The following is a 14,678-nucleotide window of genomic DNA, read 5'->3' on the forward strand; positions in this document are numbered from 1 at the left end:
AATCGTGCCGATGTTAACGTGCGGTTTATTCCGTTCAAACTTTGCCTTTGCCATGTCGGGCGCCCTTGAGTTAGGGGGCCCAACAGCGGGCCCTTGTTCTACACGGGCGGGCATCTAGCCGTTGCTGCGGCGAAAATCAAGACCTGCCGCCGCTTTGGCTTGAGATTGCCGACCGCAGGCGCCCCATGCGCCTAGGGGGTGGCGCCGATGCTGGGCGAGGTTGCTGCGGTCTTGGGGCGGATCGCCTCGGATTTCGGTTTCGGCTTGACCGGCGCTGCACGGCTTGGCGTTTCAAGGTTTGGCACGGGTGCAGCGCTTGTGGGCAACTGCGCCGGATCAAACCACTCGGGATGGGTCAACAGCCATTTCTCTACAGATTTGGCGACATTATAGGACAGCGTCGCCATCTGTTTCTTTTTGGTTTGCGTCAGCCCGGACCCGATCATTGTATCGGCCGATGCGCCTTCAAAGATCGTGAATTGCTTGCCCTCGGGGTTCAGCTTGGTGGCTGTTGCATCGTCCCAGATATTGGCGGTCACCACCAGAATCGATTTTGGCGAGAACACCAATGGAATCCCCGGAGGCGCCAGCGCATAGGCGTCGATCGAGATGCCTATGTTGTAAATCCGCTTGCCCTCATAGCGGCCAAAACGGTCCGCAATCGCGGATTTTACCGCAGCCTCCCAAACTTTGGGGTCGGCATCGCGCGAAATCGGTACCTTTTGCACGTTATCCGCCACGGCAATATTCAGCCCAAGCACAAAATCGCCCAAGGGTGGCGGCGGTTCTTTCAGATCGTTGGTTTGGCAGGCTGCCAGCACAGCCATCAGGCCGCCCAAAACAGCAAAACGCAAAAACCGCATCCAAGATCCTTTCACGCAGAGACCCGTCATCGATAGCCTGTGCAGCGCCCCCGCGCAACCGATGTGCGGATGGGCTGACACGGCTGTGATTTGACCTTAGCCGTTCTGGGATTAGTTTTAACGATGTAATGGCCTAGAAAACAGGAGCTGCGATGCGACAACCTCTTGCTGCTGTGCTTGGTGCATGCCTTAGTCTGGCGGTCTTGACCGAGCCAGCACCTGCCCAAGAAGCGCCGATTCAGCAGACCATTCAGGCCCAGCTTGACGCCATGGCCGCAGATGATTTCCTCCGCGCTTATGACTATGCCTCGCCCAATATCAGGCAGTTGTTTGGGCCGGTTGAAAACTTTGAAGCCATGGTCAAGCGCGGCTATCCGATGGTCTGGCAGCATCAGGCCGTGCGCATGTTAGAGCTGCGCAGCGTCGCAGGAAACCTGTGGCAGCGGGTGCTGGTGACCGATCTGCAAGGCCGCGGCTTTTTGCTGGATTACATGATGGTCGAAACACCAGATGGCTGGCAGATCAACGCGGTGCAGCTTTTGCCGCAGCAAGAGTTGGGCGCCTAGGTCTTTGGCCGATGCGCCTTGATCACGGCAGGATCAGTTTCGATCCGCGCCGCACCGATCAGGTCAAGGCAATAAGGCACGGCGGCGAAGATCGCCTCTAGGCTGGTCGAAATCGCATTGGGGCTGCCGGGCAGCGTGATGATCAGCGTTTTGCCGCGCACCCCTGCGCTTTGCCGCGACAGGATCGCCGTGGCCACCACACGGCTGTTGGCCGCCCGCATCGCCTCGCCAAAGCCTGCAAGCTCCATAGTGATCACATCCGCCATGGCTTCGGGGGTCTGATCGCGTGGCGCAGGGCCCGTGCCGCCAGTGGCCAAGATCAGATCCGCGCCCCAAGTATCGGCCAAATCGCGCAGCGCTGCGGCCACTTCGACGCGACCATCGGGGGTGATTTGGCGCAGAATCTCAACCTCCGAGGTGATCACCCCGCGCAGCCATGCCTCGCAAGCCGGTCCGCCGCGATCTTCATATTCGCCGCGAAAGGCGCGGTCAGACACGGTTAGAACAGCAATGCGGGCCATATCAGTCTCCTTTTTCGCCACGTTCCCTGCATTTGGGCGCAGGTGCAAGCCCCAGCCTTGCCGCAGCCCCGCGCAGCGCCTAGACTGGCGCGAACCCGCAACGGGTCAAAAGGACGCCGCTTGATCCCGCAAAATCTGACCGATCTGGGCTGGACCGCCAGCCTGCAAGACGACATCACCGAAGCCGAAGCGATGCTGCCGCCTGCGCGGCTGACCGCCCTGCATCGCGGCCGTGTCGAGGCGATTGCCGCCTCTGGCCCGATCGAGCTGCTCTGTCCGCCTAACCTGCCGGTGACGGTGATGGCGGTGGGCGATTGGGTGCTGTGCGATGGCCCGCGGGTGGCACGCGTGCTTGCGCGCACAACCCTGCTGCAACGCCGCGCGGCGGGCACGGGCACCGAAGCGCAATTGATTGCCGCCAATGTTGATACGATGTTCATCACCACCTCGTGCAACGGCGATTTCAATGCCGCCCGGATCGAGCGCTATCTGGTGCTGGCGCATTCGGCGGGAATCACGCCGGTGGTGCTGCTGACCAAGGCCGATCTGGCAGACCCTGCCGCCTTTGTTGCGGCGGCGGCGGCGCTGTCGGCGGGGCTGTCGGTGCTGGCGCTGAACGCCAAATCGGCCGAGGTGGCAACCGCGCTTGCGCCTTGGGTGCAAAAGGGCCAAACGGCGGTGCTGCTGGGATCGTCAGGCGTCGGCAAATCGACCATCGCCAACAGTCTGGGCGCCAATCAGGCCACCGGCGACATCCGCGAGGTTGACGCCAAGGGCCGCCACACCACCACCGCGCGCAACCTTTTGCCGCTGACCGCAGGCGGCTGGCTGATCGACACACCCGGCGTGCGCGAATTGCAGCTGACCGATGTGGCCGATGGCATCGACATTCTGTTTTCTGATCTGATTGATCTGTCGGCGCAGTGCCGCTTTCGCGATTGCCAGCACGACCATGAACCGGGCTGCGCAGTGCAGGCGGCGATTGCGGCGGGCAGCATCGACGCCGCACGCCTGCCGCGCTGGCGCAAATTGGTCACCGAGGAAAAGACCAATACCGCCGCCATGGCCACCTCGCGGGTGCGGGCCGCTGGCAAGCACACCAAGAAATCCGCCACAAAATGGCGCGCGCCGAAAAAATAGGGGAAAAGGGTGAGAGGCTGACAACGACCCAAGCGGGGCTCGTTACGGCTGCTTCCTTCCGGACCTGACCGGGTTGGCGAGGCGCTTACCCGCGCCAACCTCTCGCCCCTCATATAGGCCCGCCCCGATGGATTCGCAAGATGCTGCCGCACAACAGGGGTTTCGCGCGAAACTGCCTGCCCTTGCCTGCCAGTGGTCAAAAAAATGCTGCGCAGCATTCGGGGAAAATGCTGCGCAGCAAATATTTTAAATCAATGCCTTAGATCAAAGGATCTCGGACATCTTGACCACGCGCGCTTCGGCCACAGATTTCAGCGCAGCCTCGGCCAAGGCCAAAGCGATCAGCCCATCTTCGCCCGTCGGCTCTGCCTTGCCTGTGCCGCGAAGCGCCGCGATAAAGGTCGCGATTTCGGCGGCATAGGCCTCGGTGTAGCGGGTCATAAAGAAATCATGCAGCGGCGGGCGGGTATAGCCCGCAGCGGTCGCCACCTCGATCGAGACCGGGCGCTGATTCTCGGCCGAGACAGCGCCTTTTGATCCATGCACTTCGATGCGCTGATCATAGCCATAGGTGGCGCGGCGCGAGTTCGAAATCATCGCCTGCCGCCCAGATGCGGTTTTCAGCATCACCTGCACCGAATCAAAGTCGCCTGCGATGCCGATTGCCGGGTCAACCAGCACCGCAGCCGTGGCCACAACTTCGGCAATCTCTTCGCCCAAAAGAAACCGTGCCATGTCAAAATCATGGATGGTCATATCGCGGAAAATCCCGCCCGAGCGTTTGATATAATCGACCGGCGGCGCCCCCGGATCGCGCGAGGTGATCACAACCATCTCGGGCTCGCCAATGGTGCCCTTGTCGATCTCGGCCCGCACGGCGCGGAAATGCGGGTCAAAGCGGCGGTTAAAGCCGACCATCAGCGTGCCTTTATGGGCGCGCACCACCTCAAGGCAGGTCTTCACCCGCGCAAGCGACAGATCAATCGGCTTTTCACAGAACACCGCTTTGCCAGCCTTTACAAAGGCTTCGATCAGATCGGCATGGGTGTCGGTGGGGGTGCAGATCACCACCGCGTCAATATCCTTGGCAGCCAAGATCGCTTCGATGCTGCGAACTTCGCAGCCGTATTGATCCGCAATCGCCTGCGCTGCCGGGGCCATGGCATCGGCCACGGCGACGAGCTTTGCATTGGCATCGCCCGTCACCGCTTTGGCGTGAACCTTGCCGATGCGCCCTGCGCCCAAAAGACCAAATCTTACCGTCATCGTCTCTCTCCTACTGGGGCTTGCCCCCGCAACCTCTGTGTCATTGGCCGCAATCTGCGCAGCTTATGGAACTAATATTCCAAATTTACGCCCAAACAACCGAAAAATATCATTGCCTGCTGCGCGGCCTTACTCTTGCGAGCGCAGCACCTGCGCGGGTCGTGCCGAAAGCGGGCGCAGCACAAAGACAAGGCTGGCCAGCAGCGTCGCCACCACCCCACCCAGCACAATCGCCAAGGCCGAGCCGGCCTCGAAATGATAGGCGCTGTCCATCACAAAGCGCATCACCGCCCAGCCACCAGCCGCCCCCGCTGCAATCGCCACCACTCCGGCGGCTGCTCCCATCAACCCCGCCCGCAGCGCAAAGCTGGCAAGGATACGCCCGCGCGAAGCCCCCAGCACCTTTAGCACCGAAGCCTCATAGACCCGCGCCCGCTCGCCCGAGGCTGCCGCACCGATCAGCACGACAAAGCCGGTCAGCAAGGTCGCCAAGGCCGCCAAGGTGGTGGCTTCGGCAATCGCCGTCAGCGCCTCGCTGACGCGTGCGACCGCGGTGCGAATGCTGATCGCGGTGACATTGGGATAGGCCTTGGCCACCCCGCGCAGGATCGTGGCTTCGGCCGAGGGGTCAGCGTAGACCGTGGCGATATTGGTATGGGGGGCCGCGCGCAGGGCTGCGGCATTCATCGTCATCACAAAACCCATGCCCGCGTTGGAAAAATCCACCACCCGAAAGCTGGTGATCTTGGCGGTAATTGGCCGGCCCAAAACTGTGACGGTCAGGCTATCGCCCAGCTTTAGACCGATTTCTTTCGCTTCGGTCTCGGCAAAAGAAATCTGCGGCGGCCCGTCATAACCCTCGGGCCACCAGCTGCCAGCGGTCACCTTGGCATTGCCGGGCTTTGCATCGGCATAGGTCAGGCCACGATCGCCGTTCAGCACCCAATGATCGCCCGCCACCTTGCGCGCGTCTTCGCCGTTAATCTCGGTGATGGCACCGCGCAGCATTGGCGCGGTTTCCATCTTGGTGACCGCAGGATCGGCCTGCATCTTGGCAACAAAGCCGTCAATCTGATCAGGCTGAATATCCACGAAAAAGAACGCAGGCGCGCGGGTGGGCAGATCACGGGTGATCGCGGCGCGCAGGTTGGCGTCGATTTGCCCCACCGCTGCCAACACCGTCAGCCCCAGACCCAAGGCCAGCACCACCTGCATCGTCTCGGCCCGCGGTGCCGAGATCGAGGCCAGCGCCAAGCGCAGCGCCACCCGACCGCGCAGCGCTTTGGCCCGCGCCAGCCTGCGCGCCAAACGCCGCAAGCCCCAAGCCGCCAGCCCCAGCACCGCCAGCGCCGCAATCAGCCCCGCCGCCGTGCCCAGCGCCAAAGTCATCGTGCCCGAAAACACCACCGCGCCGCCAATCAACAGCACCGCCAGCCCAATCAGCGCCAGCACATAGCGCGGCCTTGGCCAGCCACCGGCAACACCGCCCCGATAGAGCGCTGCGGCGCGAATGCCCTCGCTGCGCGCCAGTGGCCAAAGCGCAAACAGAAAGGCCGAGGTCACGCCATAAAACGCAGCCTCTGCCACCGCGCGCGGATAAAGGCTGATATGGGCCGGAAACGGCAGCGCGGCCTCGATCATGCCGCCAAACAGCAGCGGCAGACCGACGCCCAGCATCAGACCAATCGTCACGCCCAACGCAGAAAGCACCGCGATTTGCAGAAAATAGGTCTGAAACACCAGCCCGCCCGTTGCACCCAAAGTGCGCAGGGTGGCAATGGTGGCAAGCTTGGCCTCCAGATAGCTGCGCACCGCTGCGGCAACCCCGACACCGCCCACCGCCAAGCCCGCAAGCCCAACCAGCACCAAAAACGCGGCAATCCGCTCGACAAAGCGTTCCACCCCGGGGGCGGCGCGGCGACTGTCTGACCAGCGCAACCCCGCCTCGCGAAAGCGCGCCTCGGCCTGCGCTTGCAAAGCCGCCAGATCCGCGCCCGCAGGCAAGATCATCCGGTAAGAGCTGTCAAACAAACTGCCCGCATTCAGCAGGCCCGAGCCTTCCAGATCGGCGCGCAGCACCATGGTGCGCGGCGCCAGCGCAAAGCCGCCCGTGGCGCTGTCAGGTTCACTGTTCAGGCGGCCGCGCAGCACAAACTCGGCACCGCCCAGCCGAAAGCTGTCGCCAATCGCCAGCCCCGCCTGATCGGCCAAGATCCCGTCCATCACCGCACCGCGCCCGGCCAAAACCGCCGGAAAGCTGCCCGCTTGCAGCGCCACCTGCCCCAGCAAAGGATAGGCGTCATCAACAGCCTTCACTTGCGTCAGCAGATTGCTGTCACCCGCCGAGATCATCGAGCGGAACTCGACAATCTCTGAAACTTTGCTGGCAATGCTGTCCAGATAGGCGCGCTCTTCTGGGCTGGCAAAGCGGTAGGTGAATTTGGCTTGCGCATCGCCGCCCAGCAGCGTCGCGCCCTGTTCGCTCAACCCCGCCTGAATGGCCGAGCGCACCATGCCGACGCCAGCAATCGCGGCCACCCCCAGCGACAGACAGGCCAGAAACACCCAAAACCCCCGCAAGCCGCCGCGCAACTCGCGCCGCGCAATCGCCCAAGCAAGCCTCATGCCGCAGCCCTCGCGATCTGGCCATCGACCAGCCGCACCACCCTGTCACAGCGCGCGGCAAGTTCGGGCGCATGGGTAACAAGAACCAAGGTCGCGCCATGCCGGTCGCGCAGCGCAAAGATCAAATCCATAATCGCCGCACCATTGACCTGATCCAGATTGCCCGTCGGCTCGTCCGCCAGCAAAATCGCGGGCCGTGGCGCCATGGCACGCGCCAGCGCCACGCGCTGCTGCTCGCCCCCCGACATCTGCGAGGGGTAATGCTGCAACCGCCCGCCTAAGCCCACCGCTTGCAACTCTGCCTCGGCCCGCGCGAAGGCATCGGGGATGCCGTCAATCTCCATCGGCAGGGCGACGTTTTCCAAGGCCGTCATGGTGGGGATCAGGTGAAAGGACTGAAACACCACCCCCATGCGACCGCGCCGAAACTTGGCCAGCCCGTCTTCGTCCAAACCGCCCAGATCTGCGCCCAGCGCGGTGATCTGCCCCGAGGTGGCCCGCTCTAGCCCGCCCATCAGCATCAGTAACGAAGATTTTCCCGACCCTGACGGCCCAATCAGCCCCAAGCTCTCGCCTTGGGCCACTTGCAGGCTTATGTCTTTCAGGATTGTTACGGCTCCGGCATTGCCCGCAAGGGTCAGGCCAACATGGGTCAGGGTTAAAACGGGATCGGTCATGTACATCACTTTCAAAGCTTTCCTCAGATATGAGCCGCTTTTGCATTTGCGCAATGCGGCCATTGCGCTTTTTCTTGTCGCAGCGCCAGTTTCCGCCGCTCCTGTCACGCTTTTGGCTTTGGGCGATAGCCTGACCGAAGGCTATGGCCTGCCCCCCGAAGACGGGTTGGTGCCGCAGTTGCAGGCTTGGCTGGCCGCGCATGGCACGCCTGCGGTGGTGCTGAACGCCGGTGTGTCGGGTGATACCACCGCAGGCGGGCTGTCGCGGCTTGACTGGTCGCTGACGCCAGATGTGCAGGCGGTGATGGTCAACCTTGGCGGCAATGACATGCTGCGCGGGCTTGACCCCGGCCTTGCCCGCGCCAATCTTGACGCGATCTTGTCAGGGATCAGCGCGCGCAATCTGCCGGTGCTGCTGGTGGCGCTGCGCGCACCGCCAAATTACGGCGCTGCCTATCAAGCCAGCTTCGACGCGATGTTTGCAGAGCTTGCACAGGCGCATGGCGCACTGCTTGCCAGCCCCTATTTCGATCCGCTGATGACACCGCAAGGCCAGCTTGACCCGCAGTTGATGCAGGCCGACGGCATTCACCCCAATGCCAAAGGCGTTGTCACCCTGCTGGAAACGCTGGGGCCCGAAGTGCAAGCCTTGTTGGCGCAGATCAAGACGCCCTAAACTGAACCCTGCATCCCATGTCACAGCCCCCTTGTGCGAAACAACGCTTTGCGCAACCTTGCTGGCAAAGTGGAGGCACCGATGACCCTGATCGCCGATCTGACCGCAGCGCTTGGCGCGGCCCATGTGATAACCGGCGCGGATCTGGCCCGCTATACTGCCGATGTGACGCATCATTATCACGCCGACCCCATCGCCGCCGTGCGCCCTGCCGATACCGCCGAGGTGGCGCAGGTGATGCAGATCGCGGCGCGCCATGGGGTGGCGGTGCTGCCAGCCTCGGGGCGCACCGGACTGACGGGCGGGTTGATGACGGTGGGTGGGCTGATCCTCTCGGTCGAGCGGCTGAACACCATCCGCCAGATCAACCCTGCTGCGCGGCTGGCGATTGTCGAGGCTGGTGTGGTGCTTGACAGCCTGCACAAGGCCGCCGAGGCCGAAGATCTGTATTTTCCGCTGTGGTTTGGCGCGCGCGGCTCGGCGATGATTGGCGGCGTGCTGTCAACCAATGCCGGCGGATCGAATGTGCTGCGCTATGGCTCGACCCGCGCGCTGTGCCTTGGGCTCGAGGTGGTGCTGGCCGATGGCCGTATCCTGAACCTGATGAGCGCGCTGCACAAAGATAACTCGGGCTATGATCTGAAACAGCTGTTCATCGGCGCCGAGGGCACCTTGGGCGTGATCACTGCCGCGGTGATGAAGCTGGTGCCGCGGCCGCGCGCCTATGCCACCGCCACGCTTTCGGCGCGCAGCCTGCCCGATGCGCTGATCCTGCTGAACCGGCTGCAAGCGGCTTCGGGCGGCGCTGTCGAGGCGTTTGAATATATGCCTGCAAGCTATATGGCGCAGATGGCCCGCGCGCGTCCCGACATCCGCCAGCCGTTCAGCCCTGCTGCCGAGGTGACGATCCTTGTCGAACTGGGCAGCCTGCGCCCGGATGACACCACGCCAATGGCCGATGGCAGCCTGCCACTGACCGGGCTTTTGGAAACCACGCTGGCGCAGATGATGGCCGAAGGCATGGTGCAAGACGCCGAAATCGCCCAGACCGAAGCGCAACGCGCCGCGATGTGGCAGCGGCGCGAATTGGCCTCCGAGGTGATGACCTCGCGCCAACCCACAATTGACACTGACATCTGTCTGCCGACCGATCTGGTCGCCCCCTTTCTGGACCGCATCAGCGCCCGCCTGCCGCAGCTTGATGCTGGCGCCGAGACGATTCTGGTGGCGCATCTGGGCGACGGCAATGTGCATTTCACCGTCTACCCCTCGGACCCCTCTGCCGCACATGCCGATCGGATCATCGAAGCGGTGGAAGACGAGGTGCAGGCGCTGGGCGGATCGTTTTCGGCCGAGCATGGCGTTGGCCTCTCGAAGCTTGCCTCGATGAAGCGGCGCAAAGACCCTGTGGCGCTGGACGTCATGCGCGCCATTAAGGCAGCACTTGACCCTGACAACCGCATGAATCCCGGCAAGGTTATTCCCGCGCCTTAACGCGGCGGCACTGGACAAGGCGCGCGCCGAAGGCTAGCCGTTGCGCTTCTGGGAAGGCAGCTTACCGTGTCAGCGTTCACCCTTATTTCGCGCAACCCCACGCTTCGGATGATTGCGGCGGCGATGTTCTTGGTCGGCGTGTTCAACGCCTCGACCTACCCCTATCAATCCTTGATCGCCATCGAAGTGATCGGCCTGTCAAAACCCGCCTTTGCGCTGTTGCTGGTGCTGGCCTCGGCCACGGCGGTTTCGGCTTCGGTGCTGTCGGGGGTTTTGGGCGATCAACATGGCAACCGTCGGCTGATTGCGCTGATTGCCACCGCGTCAAGCCTGCTGGGCATGGCGCTGATGCTGTTCTTTCCCAGCACGATCTCGCTGATCCTATGCCACGGCATCTTGGTGCCGATTGGGTCCAGCATCTTTGGCCAGCTGTTTGCACTGGCGCGGCTGGTGCATCCGCAGGCCGAGGGCCGCGACGGCATCTTGGGCACCGTGCGCGCCGCCCTTTCGCTGGCGTTTCTGGCGATGCTGGTGTTCTGGACCTTTGCCTTTGAAGCCAATATCGCGGTGACGGCGGTCTATGTCTCGGGGGCGCTGGCGGGATTGGGATTGCTGACGCTGATCTTGCTGTTGTGGCCCCGCGACGGGCAGACCGATTGGGTTGATGCGCGCTCGGGGTTAAATTTCAAACAAGCCTTCCGCGAGATTGCCGCCCCCAATGTGCTGATCCGTCTGCTGTTGCTGGGGGCCATCACCTCGTCTGGCGGGCTTTACATGACGGTGATCTCGCTGGTGTTTGACCAATCGGCCCAGCGCGGCCCTGCGGATGTGGCGCTTTATGTCGGGCTTGTGGCGGGCTGGGAAGTGCCCTGCCTGATTTTGCTGCCACGGGTGGCGCGGCACTTCAAACGCTCGACGCTGATCGGTTTGGGCGTGGCGCTTTATTGCTGCCATGTCATCGCACTGCCGCTTTTGGCCGCAAGCCCGCTGATCTGGGGCATGACCTTGGTGGCAGGGGTCGGCGGCACCACCATGCTGGCGCTGCCCATCGCCTATTACCAAGACCTGTTGCAAGGCCGCCCCGGCACCGCAGGCGCGATGCTGGCGCTGCAAAAGCTGATCTCGGATGTCTTGGTCGCCTTTGCCTTTGCCAGCGGCACGGCGATTGGCGGCTATACCACCGTGGCCTTTATTGGCGTCAGCATCGCGCTTTTGGGTGCCTTTGGCCTGTTTTGGGTCGACCGCAACACCGCCTAGTCGAAAAAGCCCGCACCCGCCTCTGCCAGCAGCTGATCGGCCAAAGCCTCGCCCAAGGCAGCGCCATCGGCAACCGCGCCGCGAATCTCACCCGTGATCACCCGCGAGCCATCGGGGCGCAAAATTTCGCCACGCAGCCACAGCTGATCCGCCTCGATCACCGCAAGCCCGGCAATCGGCGTCTCGCAAGAGCCATCCAGCCGCGCCAAAAACGCCCGCTCTGCCGCAAGTTGCTGGCCGGTGGCGGTGTGGTGAATGGCGTCCAGCATCGCCTTGGCGCGCAGATCATCCAGCCGACGTTCGATGCCAATCGCGCCCTGCGCCACGGCTGGCAGCATTTCTGACACCTCGATCGGGCGCGCAACCTCGGCCATGCCCAAACGTGTTACCCCTGCCATCGCCAAAAACGTCGCATCCGCCACGCCGTCGCCCAGCTTTTTCATCCGCGTCTGCACATTGCCGCGAAATTCCACCAATTGCAGATCGGCGCGCCGATGCGCCAATTGCGCCCGCCTGCGCAAAGACGAAGACCCCACCACCGCGCCCTGCGCCAGATCGGCAATGCCGCTGGCATGCAGCGACACAAAGCCGTCACGCACATCGGCGCGCTCTAGATAGCAATCCAGCAGCAGCCCCTCAGGTTGCAGCACTGGCATATCCTTCATCGAATGCACCGCGATGTCGATGCTGCCATCCAGCAAGGCCTCTTCGATCTCGCGGGTGAACAGACCCTTGCCGCCGATCTCTTTCAGCGCGCGGTCTTGCACCAGATCGCCGGTGACCTTGATCACCACAATCTCGAAGGCCGCTTCGGGCAGGTCAAAGGCCAAGCGCAGGCAGCGCCGCACCTCATGGGCCTGCCACAGGGCAAGGGGCGATCCGCGTGTGCCGATCTTGAAGGTCTGGTCGGGGGTGGGAAGCGAATATGTCATAGCTATGCATAGCCATCTCAGATTACGCTTTCAAGCAGCACTCTCTTGACAACAGGCCTCAGCAAGGCAACTCAAGGGAAGTTAGTAAGGGAGCATCCGATGACAAAGAAAACCATTCTCCGCGCGCTTGCAGGCGAAACCCTGCCCACGCCGCCGATTTGGATGATGCGTCAGGCCGGCCGCTACCTGCCGGAATACCGCGCCACCCGCGCCGAGGCCGGCGATTTTCTGAAGCTGTGCTACAACCCCGAGCTGGCGGCAGAAGTTACCTTGCAGCCCATCCGGCGCTATGGCTTTGATGCGGCAATCCTGTTTGCCGATATTTTGCTTTTGCCCCAAGCGCTTGGCGCAGATCTGTGGTTTGAAACCGGCGAGGGGCCAAGGCTATCGACCATCGGCGATATGGCGGGCGTGCGCGCCCTGCGCCCGATTGCTGACATCCACGAAACCCTTGCGCCGATCTATGAAACCGTCAAACTTTTGGCCGCAGAACTGCCGCGCGAAACCACGCTGATCGGCTTTGCGGGCGCGCCTTGGACCGTGGCGACCTATATGATCGCAGGCCGTGGCACCAAGGACCAAGGCCCGGCCCATGCGCTGAAATCCAGCGACCGCGCGGCCTTTTCCGCCCTGATCGACGTGATCACCGAGGCAACGATTCTCTATCTGTCGGCGCAAGTCTCGGCTGGGGCCGAAGTGGTCAAGCTGTTTGATTCTTGGGCAGGCAGCCTCAAGGGCCAAGATTTCACCGATTTCGCGGTCAAACCCGCCGCCCGTATCATCTCGGCGCTCAAGGCGATGCACCCCGGCCTGCCGGTTATCGCTTTCCCGCGTGAAGGCGGTGATGGCTATGTAGGCTTTGCCCGCGCCACGGGGGCTGATTGCGTGGCCATCGACAATTCGGTGACACCGGAATGGGCTGCGGCGCATGTGCAGATCGACGGCTGCGTGCAAGGCAACCTTGCGCCGCACCATATGGTCAGCGGCGGGCAAGAGCTGGTCGAAGCAACCCGCCATGTCGTCAAAGCCTTTCGCGGCGGCCCGCATATCTTTAACCTTGGCCACGGCATCACCCCCGACGCCAACCCCGACAATGTGCAGCTGATGATCGACACGGTGCGCGAGGCCTAAAGCCGCTGTCCCTTGGCGAAAAAGGGGCCCGAGGGCCCCTTTTTTTAATGCTCTAACACCACATCCAGCGCGCCATCTTTGTCGTGGATCGCCAGCTTGTCCATGATCGTCTCGGTGGCCTCGTTCATGCCGATGATCGACACCAAAGACCCGCGCCGCCGCAGCTTCATCACCGCAGAATCAATCGCCTGCACCGAAGAGATGTCCCAGATATGCGCGTGGGTGACATCAATCACCACCTGTGCAGCACCCTCGCGAAAGTTGATCGCACGGGTGAAATCCTCGACCGAGCCGTAAAACAGCTGACCATGCACCGCATAGGTGCGCACTTGCCCATCGGCCGAAAGCGTCGATTTCACGCCAAACAACTGCGCAATCTTGGCGGCGAAAAAGATCCCCGACAAAAGCACGCCCACCAAAACCCCCAAAGCAAGGTTATGCGTCCAGACCACCGTGACCACCGTCGCCAGCATCACCACCGAAGACGATTTCGGATGCGTACGCAGATTGCCGATCGAGGCCCAGGAAAACGTGCCGATCGAGACCATGATCATGATCGCCACCAGCGCAGGCATCGGGATCTGGCTGACCCAGCGCCCCAAACCGACGCAGAAAATCAACAGCATCACACCGGCGGTAAAGGTCGAAAGCCGCCCGCGCCCGCCGGATTTCACGTTGATCACCGATTGCCCGATCATCGCACAGCCCGCCATGCCGCCGATGAAAGAGGTCGCGGTATTGGCAATGCCCTGACCAATGCACTCTTGATTGCGATGCGACGAGGTGTCGGTCATCTCATCCACGATCTGCGCCGTCATCAGGCTTTCCAAAAGCCCAACCACCGCAACCGCCAAGGAATAGGGAAAAATGATCAGCAGCGTGTCCAGGGTAAAGGGCACATTCGGGATCAGAAAGCTTGGCAAAGCATCGGGCAATTGCCCCATATCGCCCACCGTGCGCACATCCAGCCCCAGCGCCATGCTCAGCGCGGTCAGCACGATGATGGTAACCAAGGGCGAAGGCACCAGTCTGGTCAGGCGCGGAAACAGATAGATGATCGCAAGCCCCCCCGCCAACATCGCATAGGTCAGCCAGCCAACGCGCATCGGGTCAATCTCGGGCCATTGCGCCAAAAAGATCAGGATCGCCAAAGCGTTGACAAAACCCGTCATCACCGATTTCGAGACATAGCGCATCACAAAGCCCAGCTTGGCCAGCCCCATGCCCACCTGCAACAGCCCGGCAAGAAAGGTCGCGGCCAGCAGATAATCCAGCCCGTGTTCACGCACCAATGTGCCCATCAGCACCGCCGTCGCCGCTGTGGCCGCCGAAATCATCCCCGGCCGGCCGCCAAAAAACGCCGTGATCACCGCGATGGAAAAACTGGCGTAAAGCCCAACCTTGGGGTCCACCCCTGCGATGATCGAAAAGGCAATCGCCTCGGGGATCAGCGCCAGCGCCACCACCAGCCCCGACAAAAGATCGCCGCGAATATTGCCAAACCATTGCTGGCGATAGGTCGTCATCAAA

The 14,678-nt window shown here is 62.4% G+C and carries 13 protein-coding genes and 1 other RNA gene; 6 read left to right on the forward strand and 8 right to left on the reverse strand.

Features of this window, described 5'->3' with window-relative positions; genetic code table 11:
* Positions 1-191: 191 nt before the first annotated feature.
* Complete coding sequence (locus V7Q10_RS04440) at positions 192-863, reverse strand: hypothetical protein (protein ID WP_333867845.1); 672 nt, start codon at positions 861-863, stop codon at positions 192-194.
* 152 nt (positions 864-1,015) lie between these two features.
* Here V7Q10_RS04440 and V7Q10_RS04445 point away from each other — a divergent pair, with 152 nt between their 5' ends.
* Entirely contained in the window at positions 1,016-1,429 is a 414-nt protein-coding gene (locus tag V7Q10_RS04445; RefSeq protein WP_333867846.1) for a DUF4864 domain-containing protein, read from the forward strand.
* On the opposite strand, the gene mog is transcribed toward V7Q10_RS04445, so the two are convergent.
* Positions 1,426-1,950, reverse strand: coding sequence for a molybdopterin adenylyltransferase (gene mog, locus V7Q10_RS04450; RefSeq protein ID WP_333867847.1), 525 nt, complete (start codon positions 1,948-1,950; stop codon positions 1,426-1,428). The genes V7Q10_RS04445 and mog overlap by 4 nt on opposite strands.
* 120 nt (positions 1,951-2,070) lie before the next feature.
* On the opposite strand from mog, the gene rsgA reads away from it, so the two are divergent.
* A complete protein-coding gene (rsgA, locus tag V7Q10_RS04455; RefSeq protein WP_333867848.1) occupies positions 2,071-3,090 on the forward strand; it encodes a ribosome small subunit-dependent GTPase A in 1,020 nt (339 codons plus the stop codon).
* Between the two features lie 7 nt (positions 3,091-3,097).
* Here the strand turns inward: rsgA and ffs are convergent.
* The 4 genes from ffs to V7Q10_RS04475 form a co-directional block, all read right to left on the reverse strand.
* Positions 3,098-3,195: signal recognition particle sRNA small type (gene ffs, locus V7Q10_RS04460), an RNA gene on the reverse strand.
* Between the two features lie 159 nt (positions 3,196-3,354).
* Positions 3,355-4,356, reverse strand: coding sequence for an inositol 2-dehydrogenase (iolG, locus tag V7Q10_RS04465; RefSeq protein ID WP_333867849.1), 1,002 nt, complete (start codon positions 4,354-4,356; stop codon positions 3,355-3,357).
* Positions 4,357-4,485: 129 nt separating this feature from the next.
* The gene (locus V7Q10_RS04470) at positions 4,486-6,981 is read right to left on the reverse strand and encodes an ABC transporter permease (RefSeq protein ID WP_333867850.1); all 2,496 of its coding nucleotides are present in this window, start codon (positions 6,979-6,981) and stop codon (positions 4,486-4,488) included.
* A complete protein-coding gene (locus tag V7Q10_RS04475; protein ID WP_333867851.1) occupies positions 6,978-7,658 on the reverse strand; it encodes an ABC transporter ATP-binding protein in 681 nt (226 codons plus the stop codon). The genes V7Q10_RS04470 and V7Q10_RS04475 overlap by 4 nt, the downstream gene beginning before the upstream one ends.
* On the opposite strand from V7Q10_RS04475, the gene V7Q10_RS04480 reads away from it, so the two are divergent.
* The 3 genes from V7Q10_RS04480 to V7Q10_RS04490 all read left to right on the forward strand — a co-directional run bounded on the left by V7Q10_RS04480 (position 7,657) and on the right by V7Q10_RS04490 (position 11,085).
* The gene (locus V7Q10_RS04480) at positions 7,657-8,334 is read left to right on the forward strand and encodes an arylesterase (protein ID WP_333867852.1); all 678 of its coding nucleotides are present in this window, start codon (positions 7,657-7,659) and stop codon (positions 8,332-8,334) included. The two genes, V7Q10_RS04475 and V7Q10_RS04480, sit on opposite strands and share 2 nt — an antisense overlap.
* A gap of 81 nt (positions 8,335-8,415) precedes the next feature.
* Complete coding sequence (locus V7Q10_RS04485; RefSeq protein ID WP_333867853.1) at positions 8,416-9,828, forward strand: FAD-binding oxidoreductase; 1,413 nt, start codon at positions 8,416-8,418, stop codon at positions 9,826-9,828.
* 66 nt (positions 9,829-9,894) lie between these two features.
* Positions 9,895-11,085, forward strand: coding sequence for an MFS transporter (locus V7Q10_RS04490; protein ID WP_333867854.1), 1,191 nt, complete (start codon positions 9,895-9,897; stop codon positions 11,083-11,085).
* On the opposite strand, the gene hemC is transcribed toward V7Q10_RS04490, so the two are convergent.
* Positions 11,082-12,017, reverse strand: a complete 936-nt coding sequence (hemC, locus tag V7Q10_RS04495) for a hydroxymethylbilane synthase (protein ID WP_333867855.1) — start codon at positions 12,015-12,017, stop codon at positions 11,082-11,084. The two genes, V7Q10_RS04490 and hemC, sit on opposite strands and share 4 nt — an antisense overlap.
* Before the next feature lie 99 nt (positions 12,018-12,116).
* On the opposite strand from hemC, the gene hemE reads away from it, so the two are divergent.
* Positions 12,117-13,148 (forward strand): uroporphyrinogen decarboxylase, encoded by a 1,032-nt coding sequence (gene hemE / locus V7Q10_RS04500; protein ID WP_333867856.1) that lies wholly within the window; start codon positions 12,117-12,119, stop codon positions 13,146-13,148.
* A gap of 44 nt (positions 13,149-13,192) precedes the next feature.
* Here hemE and V7Q10_RS04505 read toward each other — a convergent pair whose 3' ends face one another.
* Positions 13,193-14,674 carry a SulP family inorganic anion transporter gene (locus tag V7Q10_RS04505; RefSeq protein WP_333867941.1) on the reverse strand — a complete coding sequence of 494 codons (1,482 nt, stop codon included), beginning with the start codon at positions 14,672-14,674 and terminating at the stop codon, positions 13,193-13,195.
* Positions 14,675-14,678 lie beyond the last annotated feature (4 nt).

The sequence above is a fragment of the Cypionkella sp. genome (assembly GCF_036782355.1).
In the GTDB taxonomy this organism is placed as follows: Bacteria; Pseudomonadota; Alphaproteobacteria; order Rhodobacterales; family Rhodobacteraceae; genus Cypionkella.